The sequence below is a fragment of the Dactylosporangium sp. NPDC000555 genome, assembly GCF_040300025.1.
Classification (GTDB): Bacteria; Actinomycetota; Actinomycetes; order Mycobacteriales; family Micromonosporaceae; genus Dactylosporangium.
The window spans coordinates 12,025-27,623 of sequence record NZ_JBEPDB010000018.1; the positions used below are offsets into that span (position 1 = coordinate 12,025).

A 15,599-nucleotide genomic window follows, 5' to 3' on the forward strand; every position below is an offset into this window, starting at 1 on the left:
TCGATCATCCGGTCGGCTCCAGGTGCGGGTCGCCCGGCAGCCACGCCGCCTCGGCAAGAGCGCGCCCGGCGGCGTCCGCGTACGTCGCCGCAGCCAGCCACGCCTGCGCGAACGCGGTGCCGTCGTCGTCGGCCAGCCGCCCGAACGCGTCCCGCGGCCGGTCCGCGGCCGCGCGGGCGAGCCGGTCCAGCAGGTCCGCGCCGGTGTCCAGCCGGGCCCACCGCAGCCGGGCCGCGTCCGAGGCCCCCCGCCCGTTCGGGAACGTCAGCATGACCCGCCCACCCGAGACCGCCCGCTCCACCTGCGCGGTCAGCATGTGCAGCGCCGCATCGTGTACCGCGGGCCGCCATCCCCCGTCCGCACCACCGCCCACGGCTCCGGCCGCCCCCGTGACCTCGTCCTTGCCGCCGCCCACGGACTCGGCCGGCCCCGCGACCTCGTCCTGGCCGCCGCGCGCTGCGTCCTTCGCCGTCGCCACGGGCTCGTCCTGGCCGCCGCGCGCCGGGTCCCTCGCCGTCGTTGTGACCTCGTCCTGGCCGTCGCGCGCTGGGTCGTTCGCCGTCGCCGCGGGCTCGTCCTGGCCGCCGCGCGCCGGGTCGTTCGCCGGGTCCGGCTGGGGGAGCTGGCTGCGGTGCAGTCGGTCGAACGCCAGGTCGGCATGCCCGTCGAACGGTGCCGGTAGATGCCACGCCGCGCCCGGCGGCGGCGCGACCGCGAGCGGCAGGACCGTCCCCGGCCGCCCCGGGTCGGGCCGCGCGATCAGCAGCAGCTCGAGCCCCTCCGCACGGCCGAGCACGCGCAGGTTCTCCCGGTACCCCAGCGCCGGATGCTCCACCGCCACCCGCAGGCTCAGCGGCAAGCCATCGGGAGTCTCGGCGAGGACCGCGTCGCCGTCGCGTCCGCGCAGCGTCACCCGCAGGAACAGCAGGTCGGCGCCCGCCGGACGGTCGGTCACCGGCACCGCCAGAGCCTCGAACGCCCGGTGCACCTGCGCGGCGACCGGCTCCGCCCACAGCCCGGCCAGCGGCTCCTCGTGCCACGCCGCCCCGGACGCGGTCACGGCCCGCACGCCCCGCCCCGCGCCCAGCTGCCGGGTGCCCGCCGCAGTCGCCCCCGACACGACCAGACCCGCCCGGGTCAGCCGGCGGTGGGTGAGCGCGGTCTCGCCCATCGCGATGGTGGCGTCGCCCGCCCGCGCGGCCCGCCGTGCGTCACCCGGCATGACGTCGGCGACCATCCACAGCCGCCCCCGCCGGTCCGCCGCGTACGTCACCACGCCCGCGTGTCCCGTCCCCGCCAGCACCGCGGTCGTGCACAGGCCGTAGAGCCGCAGGCTGCCCTCCAGGTGGTACTGCCGGCGCGCGCTGCCCAGCAGCTCCTCCCCGCCGGGTCCGGGTTGGCCACCGCGAGGCCGTGCCGAGCCAGGCTGGGCGGCAGCGGTGCCGCCCGGCCAGGTGCGCAGCCGATGCACGACGCCGAGCAGCTCGCGTAGCGCCTCGCTCAGATCGCCGAGCCGGTAGTTCGCGTCCCCGCCCCGGCCCGCCTGCAGCAGCGTGGCCACGACCCGCGCCGAGGCCGCCGCCCGGTAGACCTTGCACGCCTGCGCCTCGTGCGCCGCCCGCAGCAGCGCGGCCCGTGTGACCGTGCCGGACCCGGTGGTCCCGCCCGCGAGCACCGCGACAGCCGCCCGCCAGAGCTGTGCCACCGCTGCGGCCTGCTGCGCGGTGAGCACCACGGCGTCCTCCTCCGGCACCGCGACCTCGACATCGCCGCCGCTGTCCCGCACCGCGCCGCGCCCGTCCTGCGCCGGGTTCCCGTCGCCCCGTGCCGGTGTCCCGTTCCCCCGAGCCGAGATTTCCTCGTCCTTCGCCGGGGCTTCTTCGTTCCGCGCCGCGATTTCGTTGCCCTGATCCTGGGGTTCGTCGTCTTCTGCCGGGGCGTCGCCGTCGTGGACCGGGGCCAGGGACAGCACGGCCGCGCGGTGCAGGCAGTTCGGGGCGAGCAGGCAGGTGCACGTGACGGCGTCCGGTGCGCGGACCACGCCGCCGTCGGTCGTCAGGGTCACCGTCGTCGCGTCGTCGATGGCCACCGTGTGCTGGTCGCCGTCGCGCGTCACCGTCCGGCCGGCGAGCTTCGCCGCGGCGTCGTCGAGCTTCTTGCGCAGCCGGGCCGGCAGCGCGTCGAGCGCCGCGAGCAGCACCGGCGTCTCGATCGGCGGCAGGGAACCGTTCATGTGCGCACCTTCTCCGCGACCCAGCGGGCCAGTTCCATGGGGCTCAGCGCGGCCACCGGCATCCCGGCCGCCACGAGCTGCGAGGCGATCGGCACCGAGTACCGCGGCCGGCCCGAGTCGTCGAGGCTCGCACACCCGAGCACCGTCACGCCCGACTCGACGAGCGCACGCGTCTCGGCGAGGAGGCCTCCGAGCGGGTACCCCTCCTCGAAGTCGCTGACGAGCACCACCAGCGTCCGCGACGGCACCGTCACCAGGCTCCGCGCGTGCCGCAGCCCTTTGGCGATGTGCGTGCCGCCGCCGACCCGCACCTCCAGCAGGAGGCTCAGCGGGTCGCTCACCCGGTCGGTCAGGTCGACGACCTCGGTGGAGAACGCCACGAAGTGCGTCGTCAGGGCCGGCACCCCGGCGAGGATCGCGCCGGTCAGCGCCGACCAGATGATCGACGCCTCCATCGACCCGGAGACGTCCACGACCAGCACCAGCCGCCAGTCGACGCCGCGCCGCGCCCGCGTGCGGAACACCGGCCGCTCCGGGATCACCAGGACCCGCCCGTCGGCGTCCCGCCGGGTCGTGGCCAGGTTGGCCCGCAGCGTGCGTGGCAGGTCGAGCGGCCCGCCAGGCCGGCGCGTCGGCCGCGGCGTGCTGATCCCCGCGAGCGCCGGGCGAAGTTGCGTGGCCAGGCGCCGGGTGAGCTCGTCGACGATGCGCGCCACGAGGGGCCGCAGTCGCGCGACCGAGCTCTCGGACATGCCCCCGGCCAGCGACAGCACGGTCTGCAGCAGCTCAACCGAGGGGTTGACCGCCTCGGGATCGAGCAGCATCACCGCGTCATGCCGCCCCGCCTCCGCGGCCCGGGCGAGCACCTCCTCGCGAATCCCCGGCCCGAACAGCGCGGACAGCTCCTCGGCCCACTCCCGCACCCCGGGGAACGGCGCCTCGCGCCCGGCCCGCCCGGCCGCATCGGCCTCGGCCCCTTCACCCGTGCTCGCCCCGTAGAGCTCGTCGAGCGCCGTCGCATACCGTCGCGCTGCCCCGGCGAGCCGTTGATCCTGTCGCCCGAGCAGCAGCCGCCATCGATCGATGACGATCAGCGACCGTTGGCCACTATCCGGAGAATCGGAAATATCCGATGTGTCGGTGGACGGGGCGCCAGCGGCGGTCGACGCCCCACGGGGCAGCGCGGCCGCTTCACGGGGCGACGCCGCACCCGGGGAACCGGCACCGGCCGGAGCATCACCGGGAGACGGTGCACCCCCCAACGAAGCGGCCGCGCCGCCGGGAGCCGTATCGCCGGGAGCCGCACCGCCGGAAGCGGCACTGTCGGAAGCCGCACCGTCGAGAGCCGCACCGTCGAAAGTCGTAGCGTTGGGAGCCGTGCCGTCGGGAGCCGCGCCGTCGGAAGCGGCACTGTCGGAAGCCGCACCGTCGAAAGTCGTAGCGTTGGGAGCCGTGCCGTCGGGAGCCGCGGCGTTTTGATCCGCGGCGTCCAAGGCTGCGGAGTCCGAGGCCGCGGCATCCGGCGTTGTGGCGTTCGGGGTTGCGGGCGGGGGGAGGAGGCCCAGCGCGTCGGCGGCGGCGCGGCCGGCGCGGTCGGCCAGCAGGCGGCGGAGCAGGGCCGCCGGATCCGTCGACTCCACGTCGCGGGTCAGGCCGTCGCCAAGGCGGTCCTCGACCACCGCGAGGAGGCGGTCCCGGGCCGCCGGGCTCACCGTCTGGAAGCCGCCGCGCAGGGCCGGCAGCCTCGATAGGAACGCGGCATCGGGGAGTGAGGCCACCCGCTCGAGCAGGCCGTCCAGCGCGTCCGGGCCGGACTGCAACAAGGGTTCGGCGGCGGCCAGCAGGCCGCGCAGGTGGCCCAGTAGCCGGCGGCGGCCCTCGTCGGAGACGGCGCCGTCGATCCACGACGCGACCCGGGTGCCGAGGGCGGCGGGCTCGTCGAGGCCGACCAGGACCTGGACGGCGCAGGCAGCGGCGGACATCGTCGGGGTGCCGGTGGCGGCCAGGCGGCGCAGGGCGTCGGCCAGGCGCAGGCCAACGCCGGCGGCGTCGGCGCGGCGGCCCAGGGCCACCAGGGCACGCACGTCGGCGACGTCGTCGGACCCGGCGAGGCCGTCGATCTGGCGAACGGCCGCGGCCTCGAGCGCGTCGCCCAGCGCCGGCAGGTCGGCCAGGGTCGCGGCGACCTCGGCCGGCAGGCCGGGCACGTGGCCGTTGCGGAGGCGGTCGAGCAGCGCCAGGGCCGTCATGAGCTCCTCGAGCGTCGCGCTCGCGGGGATCTGCTCGGCCAGTTCCGTCAGCCGCTCGCCGGCCAGCCCGGGCAGCCCGCATTCGGCCGCGGCGGCGAGCCCGGCGATGATCTGCGCCGCGGTCGGGCCCTCGGCGCCCTCGTCGGCGCGGCGCCGCTCGCGCAGCGCGCCCTCGGCCGCCTGGGCCAGGGTCACGCCGCGGATGCCGGCGACGCCGAGCATCGCCTCGGTGCCGGGCGTCCACTCCACCGTCCAGCGGGTGGTCAGGGCGTCGACGCCGGCGGTGCCCTCGACGGCGGTGTTCTCCGCGTAGGGGATCCGGCACGCGGCCAGTTGCCGCAGCGCGACGTCGCGGCGGCGATCGAGGCCGGAGCGCAGCGGGTCGAGGCGTAGGTCCTTCGCCCGCTCGCCGGGGCCGGGCAGACGCAGGTCGGCGAGCAGCGCCCGCACCGCCGGGAGCAGCCCGGAACGCGGCGCGCCGGGCGCGAGGGCGCCGCGGACATCGCCGACGAGGACGGTCTCCATCGCCGCGGCGACGACTCGGCCGCGGCCGAGCACCTCGCCGTGGGCGAGCACGCTCTGCAGCGACTCGATCAGCTCGCTGCGGCCCGGCGCCGGCAGGCCCCGCAACCGGGCGAGGTCGGTGGCGAGCCGGAAGGCCTCGCGCGCCTCGGCCGGCCCCGCGGGGTGCCCGGCGGCCCGCACCCGCGCGCAGACCTCGACCACGCTCGCGAGGGCGGCCGCCTCGACCGCGTCGGGCCGCCCGCCGGCCGCGACGACGGCCTGCTGCCACCTGGGGTCGCGGATGCCGGCCGGATACCCGGAGCGCGAGTCGAGCAGGGCGAAGCTGTACGGCACGAGCGAGGTCACCACGTCGCCCCGCCCCGCGACCGCCCCGTCCGTCACCACGACACCACGAGACGCGGTCGCACGAGCCGCCGGCCCGGATGAGATCGAGACGGCGGGCGCCGGCGCACCGGACGAGGCCGGCGGTGAGGTCGAGGCGCGAGCGGACGCTCTGCCGGAGGAGGCCGAGGCGCGCGGCGGCGGCTCGTCGGATGGCGCCGCGGCGTGGGGCGTCGGCGCGCCGGGGAGCAGGGCCGCGGCGTGGAAGGAGCCGACGACCGCGGCGGCCCGGCGATCGCCCACCGAGGCCAGGCAGCGGCGCATCCACGCCTCGCGGTGCAGGTCCAGCTCCTCGACGCCCGCGCCCGCGGCGGCATCGCCGCGCATCGCCCAGCCGACCAGCAGCGCCGCGCGGCGCACCGCCTCCGGAGCGGACCCGGGCGCGCGCGCCTCCACGACCCGGTCCCACATGTCTTCGTCGGACCGGCCGGTGGCCGAACGCTTCAGCGCGTCGCCGAGGAACGAGACCGGCGCGCCGAGCGACCCGGGCGACCCGGGCGCGTGCCACTCCCGGGCGGCCAGCGGCAGGTCGCAGGGGACGACCTCGACGCCGTTGCGGGCCGCCCAGCGCACCGCGACCAGCTCCGGCGAGAAGTCGGCGAACGGGTAGAACGCCGGCGCGCCGTCGCCGCCGACCACGCCCGCGAGTGCCACCGGCGCCGTGGTGGCCGGGTCGGCCAGCCACGGCAGCCACGAGGCGAACTCGGCCGGCAGCTCCAGCAGCAGCACCTCGGGCCGGAACCCGTCCAGCAGCTCGCCCATCACCGCCGACAGCGCGGGGGAGTGGTGGCGAACGCCGATGAGGAACGGCGCGGTGCAGCCGGCCAGGCCGGCGAGCGCGGCGTCAGGGCTGGAGGACATCGCGCAGCTCCCACAGCCGGCGCCACAGCCGGGCGCCCTCCTCGGCGCGGCGGCGCACCGCCCCGTCCCAGTATCCCAGCAGCTTCGCCCCGTCGGCGGGGTCGTCCTTGCAGACCACGCCCTGCAGGTGTGCCGGCAGCAGCGACAGCACGTCGCGGTCGCCGGGGAAATACGCCGCCGCGAGCCCCAGCGACGTGGCGACCGCCACCGCCTCGGCGGTGCTCATCACCGTCGAGGGACGCTCCACCTCCCAGCCCTCGACCGAGCGCCCGGCCCGCAGGTCGCGAAACGCCGTGACGAGCGCCTCGAGGACCGCCTCGTCGACCTCGAACGGGGTCTGCACCCGCTCCAGGGCCGCCCGCGCCTGCCGGCCCACGAGCGCGGTCTCGGCGGCCAGGTCGGGGATCGGGCCCACGGTCTCGAAGTTGAAGCGCCGCTTGAGGGCCGCGGACATCTCCGACACCCCACGGTCACGCAGGTTGGCGGTGGCGATGAGCGTGAACCCGGGCGCGGCGTGCACGGTCGCACCCTCGGTGCCGGCGAGCTCCGGCACCGCGATGCGCCGGTCGGACAGGATCGACACCATCGCGTCCTGCACCTCGGGCAGGCACCGGGTGATCTCCTCGATCCGGGCGACCCGCCCGGATCGCATCGCGGTCAGCACCGGCGAGGGCACGAGGGCCTCCGGACTCGGGCCGTGCGCGAGCAGCAGCGCGTAGTTCCAGCCGTATCGCAGCTGGTCCTCGGTCGTGCCCGCGGTGCCCTGCACGACCAGCTCGCTGGTGCCGGACACGGCCGCGGCCAGCAGCTCCGACAGCATCGACTTGGCCGTGCCCGGCTCGCCGACGAGCAGCAGCCCGCGCTCCCCGGCGAGGGTGACGACGCACCGCTCGACCAGGGCCCGGTCGCCGACGAACTTGCGCGGGATCTCCAGCCGCGCCGGGACCCCGTCGGGCCGCGCGCCCTTGGGCAGGGCGAGCGCCTCGCCGTCGCTGCCGACGATGAACGTGACGACGGCCCGCGGCGTGAGCCGCCAGCCGGGCGGCCTGGCCCCGCCGTCGAACGAGGCCAGGAACGCGAGCTCGGTCGCGTGGGCGTGCTCGGCGGGGTCGACCTGCCGGGGGCTGGTGACGGTGGCGGTCATCGGCGGCCTCTCGTGGTGAGTTCTTCGAATCGGGGGTGGTCGCCGGCGACGACCCGATCCCAGGCGAGCTCGAACAGTCGCGGCGCGGGCGCCACGGGGATGACGGCGCCGAGCTTGGCACCGTCATCGTCGGCGCCGATGAGCAGCGGCAGCTTCCATCGCTCCACCGGCGGCAGCGGCGCCTTCCAGGCCAGCCAGCCGCCGGGCAGGAACAGCGAGCGCCCGGCGCGCGGCCGCTTCGCCTCGGCGACGAGGTCGGTGGCCAGCAGCTCGGCCCGGGCGGCCTTGAGCCGGGCGGGCTTCCACCCGGTCCAGGCCGCGACGTTGCGGTCGGTCGGGTCGGGCAGGGCGAGCAGCTGCAGGTAGAGCGTGGCGGCGTCGGCGCCGAGGCCGTGCCGCTCGGCGACCCGCGCGACCAGCTCGGGCGCGGAGCGCGACGGGTCGTGCGGCGCGTCGCCGAACGGTGTGTCGAGCCAGACGTCGAGCCGGTCGCCGAGGACGGTGCGCAGCGCCACGACCGGCAGGTCCCGGCTGCCCAGCCCCGCGACGAGCGCGTCGACCCGCGGGTCGTCGGGGCCGTCGAGGCGGGCCGGGCGCAGGTGCACCCGCCGCCAGTAGCCGCTCGTCGATACCACGAACAGCCCCGCGTCGATGCGGTCCGCGCTTCGCTCGACCGGCATGGCCAGCGCGGCGAGGATCTTCTCCAGGTTCTGCTCATCGGTGCCGTCGAGCGGCACCTCGAACGCCGGGTCGGCCGCCAGCCGCCGGACGAGCTCCAGCACCCGCGGCAGGTTTCGGCGGATCGGGTCGTCCTCCGGCAGGTGCCGCGCCAGCCACGGCAGCCCGCGCACGACGGTGACGAGCAGGTCGTCGCCGTCAACGCCGGCGTCGGGGTGGTGCAGCCAGCGGCAGGTCTCGGGGTTGGTGACGCCGTGCAGGAACTCGGAGGCACTCAGGCCGTCCGGGACGCCCGCCCGGCGCAGTGCGGCGATGAGGTCGTCGCCGATCGGGGTGCGGGCGCCGGCGCGCTCGGCGTGCCAGGCCGCGAACCGGGCCACGTCCGGCCGGCCGGTCCACAGCTCGGCCGGCTCGGCGGGCAGCAGGGCCGTGTGGGCGCTGCCGTCCCCCGCCCGCCGCTGCTGCAGCCATTGCACGTGTTCGATCGCAGCCTCGATCGCATAGTCGGTGACCGCGTCGTCGGCCGCCTGCCAGTCCGCCGGGCGGTGCGCCTTCCACAGCTGGACGTCGGTGGTGCCGGCCAGCACCACCGTCGCTTCGGCGAGGCTGACGCCGGCCGCAGCGGAGACCGCGCGGACCGTCTCGGGGCTCAGCAGGTCGGCCGGGCCCCCGCGGGCGCGGCCGGCGGCGGCGAAACGGGCCACGGCCGCCGACTCGTCCCCGGACCGCTCGTATACCTGCTCGTAGGTGATCGTGTGCCCCGGCACCGGGCCGAACCGGCCGTCCGTCGCGTGCTCGATCCCGATGACCCCGCCGCCACCGGCGTCGACGCGGAACGGCAGCAGCCGGCGGCCGTCGCCGGTCGTCACGATCTGCCCGGCGGTCATCTGCGGCCGGTGGGTGCCGGACTCGACCGTGACGCGGCGGGTGCGCCCGTCGCCGTCGAGCAGCCCCGAGCCGGCCAGGACCTCCAGCAGGTCGAGCAGGGCGGCGCGGTGCTGCTCGCCGGTCGTCGGCGACGCCGCCCGCAGCATGATCGAGGGCACCACGCGGAGCACGGAATACCAGTCGAGGTCCGCGGAGCCCAGCCACGGCGCCAGCGGCGCGCTGGGCTCGCGGCCGGTGAGCGCGGCCCCCACGTCGGCGAAGAGCTTCACCCACTCGCGGCCATGGTCGTAGCAGTGCGGGATGAGGCCGCCGAGCGCGGCGTCGAGAACCTCGTCGCCGGCCAGGTGCGCGTCGGGGCCGTCGGCGACGGCCTGCGGGTCGTGCGCGCCGACCGCCTCGGTCGCGCTCGTGAGCCGGGCCAGGCGCAGCGCGGCGCGGGCGGCGTGCTTGACCACCCCGCCGACGCCGGCCACCAGCGCCTCGGCGGACAGCTGCGGCACCGCCTCGCGGACCGCGGCCCGCAACTCGGCGTCCGGGAACGTCAGCTCGTCGCGGTCACCGGCGGCGGTGGCGAGCCCGGACACCGTGGCCAGCAGTCCCGCGGCCCGCTCGTCGCCGAGCCCGCGCAGCGCCAGCGAGCCGGCCTCGTCGCGCGGTCGCAGCTGGTGCCAGAACGATGCCGGCGGGACCAGCGGCGTGCCCTCGGCGAACGGGCCGGGCGCACCGCCCGCGCCGAAGGTGGCGAAGCGCAGGCCGTCGGCGGTGTGCAGGTGCAGTGTGACGACCCGCCAGCCGTGTTCGGTGACGAGGCCGTGCACGGCGTCGGCGCCCGGGAACCGGATCGCGCCGATGAGCGAGACCTGCCGGCCGCGGCTGCCCGGCTCCGGCTCGGCCAGCGCGAACGACCGCCCGTCGACGCCCTCGCCGGTCTGGCCGTCCGGGGTGTGCCGGACCCGCCAGCCGACGAGGCCGTCGCGGTGGCCGAGCGGGCTGAGCGCCATGCGGGGCGAGGCTGGGCGCAGGCGGCACGCGGCGAATGCCAGCGGCTGCCCGTCGACGGCGCCCTCCTCGAAGAACGCCGGCAGCGAGACCCGGCCCCGGGCGCCGGTCGCCGGGTCGTACTCCTGCCAGCGCCAGCTGTGGTCGGACTGGTCCTGGGTCTGCACCCAGTAGTGCTGTCCGTCGCTGATCACGGCGCCGGACTCCTGAGCGCGCCGGTCGCCCGGGTGCAGCGGACGGCCGCCGGCGCTGCGCCCGCCGCCGGGCAGGGCGACGGACTCCTCTCCCGGGTCATACAGCCCGTCCTCCGCGGCGGTGAACACGTCGTCTGGCGCGCCGCTCCAGTAGCCGGCCCGCTCCCCGTCGCGGTTCCAGGCCACGAGCAGCTGGCCGTCGACGTAGCGCACCGCCGTGCGCCACGAGTAGCGCCGCTCGTCCGGCGGGATGCGCAGCGTGTGCTCCAGCTCCAGGCCCTCGTCGCCGACGACCGCGACCCGCTCGCCGCGGTGCAGCACCAGCGCCGGCCACTGCGGCACCACGGTGAGGTCCTCGTGCAGCGGGCGGCGGTCGTCGCCGCGGACCGCGGCCGCCCCGGCCTCCAGCGCCGGCCACTCGAACTCGTCAAGGACCCCGGCGCGCAGCGTGCGGCCCAGCACCGGGCCGAGGTCGAGGGCGGTGATCCGGGCGACCGCCTCCGGGTTGACCGCGAGGCCCGCCGGGCAGGCGACCATGGTGAGCCGGTCGAGCTCGTCGTCGAGGGTCGTCAGGCCCTGCGCGGCGATCCGGTCGGCGAGCCGGTCGAGCCACCGGTGCAGCGCGGTGCGCAGGCCCGGCACGGCCACCACCCGGCCGACCCGGTCGGGCGCGACCGCCGCCTGATCGGCGCGATACCACGTCTTCAGATACGACTCCATGCTCTCCGCGACCAGCGGCAGCAGCCGCTCATGGGCGGCGACCTCGGTCAGGTCGCGGCGTCCCTCGCCGTCGTCGGAGATCCAGCCGGCGACGTCGCAGCGCGCGTCCTCGGCCGTCTCGGCCACCGGGATGCCCAGGGCGAGGGCCAGGTCGACCAGGTCGAGGTCGATCCGCTGGTGGCTCGGGGCCAGGTCGGTGGCGACGCCGTCGGCCCGCAGCCGCGGCGCCATCCGCTCGGCGATGGCGTAGAGCCGAGCTTCGCGGGGCCGGCGCCAGCCGCCGCGGCTGCGGTCGGCGCGGGCGAGCCAGCCCGCCGGCCCGTCCGGCGACTCCGCGCTCGCCTCGACCCCGCCGGCCGGGCCGGTCAGCGCCGCCGTCGCCCCGCACTCCTCGAGGATGTCCAGCCACATGCCGAGCGGGCACTCGCCGGGGAACATGCCCAGCAGCTGCCCGCGCACCCGCGGCTCGCGCCCGGCGAGGCGGACCAGGGCCGGCCGGTAGGCCTTCCAGAACCCGCCGGGGGCCCGCAGGATCGACGGCGCCGCCAGCACCTCGGACAGCAGCGCCTCGTCCTCCTCGGCGCCCAGCCCGGCGGCCTTCGCCAGGCGGCCCAGGTCGACGTGCATCTGCGCATACGGCGGCATCCCGCCGAGGGTGCGCTCCACGCACAGCCGGCGGAACCGCTCGTAGGCGACCTGCGGCGTGCACCGCCCGGCGAGGTCGCGGGCGTGCTGGGCGAGCGCCTTGGCGGTCAGCGCGCCGGCCAGGGCGAACTCGAGGAAGACCGCGTGCTGGCGCTCCTCGTCGATCTCCAGCGCATAGAGCCGCTCCGCCTCGCGGGCCTTGCCGAACATGCTCGCGGCATACGTCTGGCTGTCGGCGGCGAGGAACGCCCGCGCCGCCTCCTCGTAGAACGTCGGCAGGAAGTGCGGGACCGAGCGGGCGAGCCGGTCGCCGAGCTCGTTGAAGCCGTCGCGGGCCGGGCCGATGCGCGACTTGGCCACCCGCACCAGCCGCTCGATGTCCTTGACCAGGGCCAGGGCGTGGTGGCCGTTGGCCGGGTCGTGCACCAGCGCCCAGGCGGGGAAGCCCAGCGCCTGCTGGCGCACCACGCCGACCTCGGCGACGGTCTCCGGCGCGGCGAAGCCGAGGAACTCCATCGTCAGGTCCTCGGCCTGGCCCAGGGTGCCGGGAACCAGCCGGACCACCTTCCGGTCGCCGAGCACCGGATGCCCATACGCCCGGGTGGTGAGCGTGTCGATGGTGTCCTTGGCGGCGTCGGTGCCGACGGGCAGCACCGCCCCCGCGTCCAGCAACGCCTCGATCCTCTCCGCGCTCACGCCGTCTCCTCCGTGCTCTGCTCGACCAGCCGGCCCGCGTAAAGCGCCGCGGCCATGCGCATGCCCTCCGACCAGGCCACCGGCCCCACCTCGGCGAGCGGGATCGACCGGCCGTCGGACCGGACGAACACCAGGTCGCCGGTCTCCGCCTCCGAATACGGATCGTCGGCGCCGACCCAGTTGCGCGCCTCCAGCCCCCGACCGTCCTCGAAGACGCGGCAGACCGCGTAGCCGCCGCGCACCGGATAGCCCAGCGACGCGGCCCGGGCCAGCAGGTGCCGCAGCTCCCCGAACCGGCCGCCGGCGTAGTCGCGCACGCTGCTCGCGCCCGCCTCCAGGTCGTCGGGGCGTGTCCAGGTCTGGCGGAACAGCTGGTCGACGGACTGCTTGACGCCCAGGTCGGCGGCGAACTCGCGCAGGTCCTCGAGGTCGCGCAGGCGCACCGGGTGGGGCACCGCGATCCGCTCCGCCGGCAGCCGCACCGTCTCGCCGTCGAGGTTGACCACGCCGATCCCGTCGGCGGTCGCGTCGCGCAGGAAGCCGGCCTCGTCCGGGTCGAACCCGCCCTCGTCGTCGAGGACCGCGACCACGAGGTCGGTCAGCGCCGCCCGCCACGTCTCGTCGGGCCACACCCGGGCGAGCAGCTCGGCCGGCACCGGCAGCGAGCGGATCATCCACAGGTCGACCTGCTCGCGGACTTCGGCCTCGTGCCGGGCGAGCCACTCGGTGAGCTGCCGCAGCCCGGTGACCACGGGGTCGTCGCGCAGTGCCGAGGGCATCGACTTGAGCACCTTGCCCTTCTGGTTGCGGCACGCTATCCGCCCCGCCTCCAGGGTCACCTCGTAACCACCGGCCGTCGCCAGCCAACCCATGCGATCCGCCTTCCGTCGCCTCGCGCTTGATCGAATGCCCCCGGAGACTAGCGAGGGGGTGCGACATTTTTTCGCGGGCCTGGCAAGGTGGGGTACATGTGCAGGAACATCCGGGTGCTGAACAACTTCGAGCCGCCCGCGACCGAAGACGAGATCGAGGCCGCCGCGTTGCAGTACGTGCGGAAGGTCTCCGGCATGACCCGGCCGGCCGCGGTCAACCAGGAGGCGTTCGACGCGGCCGTGCAGGCCGTGACCGAGGCGACCAGGGTGCTGCTGGAGGGATTGGTGACCCGCACGCCACCGCGCGACCGCGAGGTGGAGGCGGCCAGGGCCAGGGCCAGGGCCACGGAGCGCTACGGCCCGCGGGACTGACCTTCGCTGACGCGGACCCGGTCCGAAACCGCACGCACGACCGGACACGGAATGCCATCCGCCGTCACGGGGATCCCATCGATCACTCCGCTGCGGCAACATACTGTATTGATGACCCTCACTCAGCGTGTGGTCGCCGCATTGGACTGGTCGCGGGTTCCCACCGAGTCCGACGCGGAGATCGTGCGTGCCAACGAGCAGCGCCTGGCCCGCACGGTCGCCTACGTCCGGGTCGCGACGGTGCCGTTCCTGGCGGTACCGCTGATGGAATGGCGCCACCTGCCCCACCCGTGGATCATCGTGGCCGCGCTGCTGGCCGCGGCGGGCGAGGCGCTGTGGTTCCTGCGCCGGACGCGGCGCACCGGCGACCTGCGCGGGGACCGGCTGCTGGCCTTCGCCGACGCCGCTTTCTGCGTGGCGCTCATGGTCGCCGGGTCGCGGGCCGGCCTGCCCGACCAGCGCAACGCGGTGCTCACCGAGCTCGTCCCGGTGAGCCTGGTCAGCCCGGTCGTGCTGGCGTTCGCGGTCGGGCTGCGCCCGTGCGCCGCCGCCGCGATCCTGCTGCTGTCCGCCACGTGGGCCGCCTCGGTCTGGCCGGACGTGACGCAGAAGCTCGCCTCCGACATTCTCGGGTTCGTCGTCTGGTACGTCGCGGGCCTGGCCGTCGCGACCATGCTGCGCGGTATGGCGGCGCAGACGGCCGCGGCCGTGGCGCACGCCCGCCGGCTGGACCTCGCCCTGCAACGGGAGGGCCTCCAGCGGTCGCTGCACGACGGCGTCCTGCCGATCTTCGACGGCATCGCCCTGGACGAACGCGTCGGCCGCGACACCCGCCGGGCCGCCCGCCGCGGCGCAATCCGGGCCCGTGCCCTGCTGCACACCCCCGCGGAGAGCGACGGCGGGTTCTCCACGCGCGTCCTCGAACTCGCCGACACGTTCCTCGACCTCGGCCTGCTGCTGTTCCCGCGGGTGTACGTGCACGCCGAGCCGCCGCCCGAGGTCGCCGGCGCGCTGCTGTCCGCCGCGCACGAGGCGCTCGCCAACGCGCTGAAGTACGCGGGCCCCGACGCCGAGGTCGTCCTGTTCGCCGAGGCGACCGGCGACGGCGTGGAGATCTCGGTGCTCGACAACGGCGCCGGCTTCGACGCCGCCGCCACCCCGCGCGGGCACGGCCACACGGAGTCGCTGCCCGCCGTCGAGGCGGTCGGCGCCGCCTGGAGCGTGACGTCCGAGCCGGGAAAGGGCACCAAGGTGGTACTGCGGTGGCCGTCCCCGTAGCCCCTGAAGTCCCGGTGGTCGTCGTCGACGACCACCGCCTCGTCGCCGGGCCGCTGGTCGGCGTGCTCGGCCCGCTGCTGGCCCGCCACGGCTTCGCGGTGCGCCCCCTCGTGTCGACGGTGTCCGCCGCGATCGACACCGGCCCGGCCGGCATCGCGGTCTGCGACGTGATCCTCGGCCCCGGCACGTCCGGGCCGGAGGCGGTGCGGGCGCTGGCCGAGCACGGCTGGCGGGTGCTGCTCATGTCCGGCTACGCCCCCGAGGAACAGGTCCTCGACGCGATCGCCGCGGGCGCCGCCGGCTACGTGGAGAAGTCCGAGGACCCCGCCGGCCTCGTCGCCGCCGTCTTGGCCGTGCACGACAGCGGGCTGCACCTGTCCGCCGCCCTCGCCGCGATGTTCTACGCCGACCTGCGCCGCCGCCCGCTGCCGGCCGGGTCCGAGCTGTCCGCCGGCGACCGGCGGGTGCTGCGCGCGGTCGTGCAGGGCGAGCCGCCCGCGCGGGCCGCCGCGAGCTGCGAGCTCACCGAGGCACAGGGGCGCGACGCGGTCGGGCGGATCTTCGCCGCCGCCGTCGCCCGGCGCCAGCAGTACCAGCTGACCCCGCGCGAGCTCGACGTGGTGCGCCTCGTCGGCTGTGAGCACCTGTCCACCGCCGAGGTGGCCCGGCGGCTGTTCGTGTCGATCGACACCGCCAACACCCACCTGCGCTCGATCCGGCGCAAGTACCGCCTGGTGCACCCGGAGGCGCCGGCGCCGCTGCCGCAGCGCACCGCCGCGCAGCTGTGGGCCCGCGAGCTGAACCTGCGCTGATCACAGGGCCTGTCACCAGGACTGGGGAGTGCCCGGCGCCGGTCCGGGCGCG

The 15,599-nt window shown here is 76.4% G+C and carries 8 protein-coding genes; 3 read left to right on the forward strand and 5 right to left on the reverse strand.

Annotated elements, in window-relative coordinates; translation table 11 throughout:
• Nucleotides 1-4: 4 nt before the first annotated feature.
• Genes ABT297_RS14245 through ABT297_RS14265 form a run of 5 tightly spaced genes read right to left on the reverse strand, consistent with a single transcriptional unit; the run spans nucleotide 5 to nucleotide 13,085 of the window.
• Nucleotides 5-2,233: a hypothetical protein gene (locus tag ABT297_RS14245; protein WP_350548761.1), complete on the reverse strand. Its 2,229-nt coding sequence runs from the start codon at nucleotides 2,231-2,233 to the stop codon at nucleotides 5-7.
• Nucleotides 2,230-6,249 (reverse strand): vWA domain-containing protein, encoded by a 4,020-nt coding sequence (locus ABT297_RS14250; RefSeq protein WP_350548763.1) that lies wholly within the window; start codon nucleotides 6,247-6,249, stop codon nucleotides 2,230-2,232. The genes ABT297_RS14245 and ABT297_RS14250 overlap by 4 nt, the downstream gene beginning before the upstream one ends.
• The gene (locus ABT297_RS14255) at nucleotides 6,233-7,393 is read right to left on the reverse strand and encodes an ATP-binding protein (RefSeq protein WP_350548765.1); all 1,161 of its coding nucleotides are present in this window, start codon (nucleotides 7,391-7,393) and stop codon (nucleotides 6,233-6,235) included. Before ABT297_RS14255 ends, ABT297_RS14250 begins: the two co-directional genes overlap by 17 nt.
• Nucleotides 7,390-12,213: a hypothetical protein gene (locus ABT297_RS14260; protein WP_350548767.1), complete on the reverse strand. Its 4,824-nt coding sequence runs from the start codon at nucleotides 12,211-12,213 to the stop codon at nucleotides 7,390-7,392. The genes ABT297_RS14255 and ABT297_RS14260 overlap by 4 nt, the downstream gene beginning before the upstream one ends.
• A complete protein-coding gene (locus ABT297_RS14265; RefSeq protein ID WP_350548769.1) occupies nucleotides 12,210-13,085 on the reverse strand; it encodes a DUF4132 domain-containing protein in 876 nt (291 codons plus the stop codon). Before ABT297_RS14265 ends, ABT297_RS14260 begins: the two co-directional genes overlap by 4 nt.
• Before the next feature lie 96 nt (nucleotides 13,086-13,181).
• Here ABT297_RS14265 and ABT297_RS14270 point away from each other — a divergent pair, with 96 nt between their 5' ends.
• The 3 genes from ABT297_RS14270 to ABT297_RS14280 all read left to right on the forward strand — a co-directional run bounded on the left by ABT297_RS14270 (nucleotide 13,182) and on the right by ABT297_RS14280 (nucleotide 15,547).
• Nucleotides 13,182-13,457 (forward strand): DUF2277 domain-containing protein, encoded by a 276-nt coding sequence (locus ABT297_RS14270; RefSeq protein ID WP_350548771.1) that lies wholly within the window; start codon nucleotides 13,182-13,184, stop codon nucleotides 13,455-13,457.
• A 111-nt stretch (nucleotides 13,458-13,568) separates the two neighbouring features.
• Nucleotides 13,569-14,735 carry a sensor histidine kinase gene (locus ABT297_RS14275; protein ID WP_350548773.1) on the forward strand — a complete coding sequence of 389 codons (1,167 nt, stop codon included), beginning with the start codon at nucleotides 13,569-13,571 and terminating at the stop codon, nucleotides 14,733-14,735.
• Nucleotides 14,720-15,547: a response regulator gene (locus ABT297_RS14280; protein WP_350548775.1), complete on the forward strand. Its 828-nt coding sequence runs from the start codon at nucleotides 14,720-14,722 to the stop codon at nucleotides 15,545-15,547. Before ABT297_RS14275 ends, ABT297_RS14280 begins: the two co-directional genes overlap by 16 nt.
• The last annotated feature ends 52 nt before the right edge of the window (nucleotides 15,548-15,599 follow it).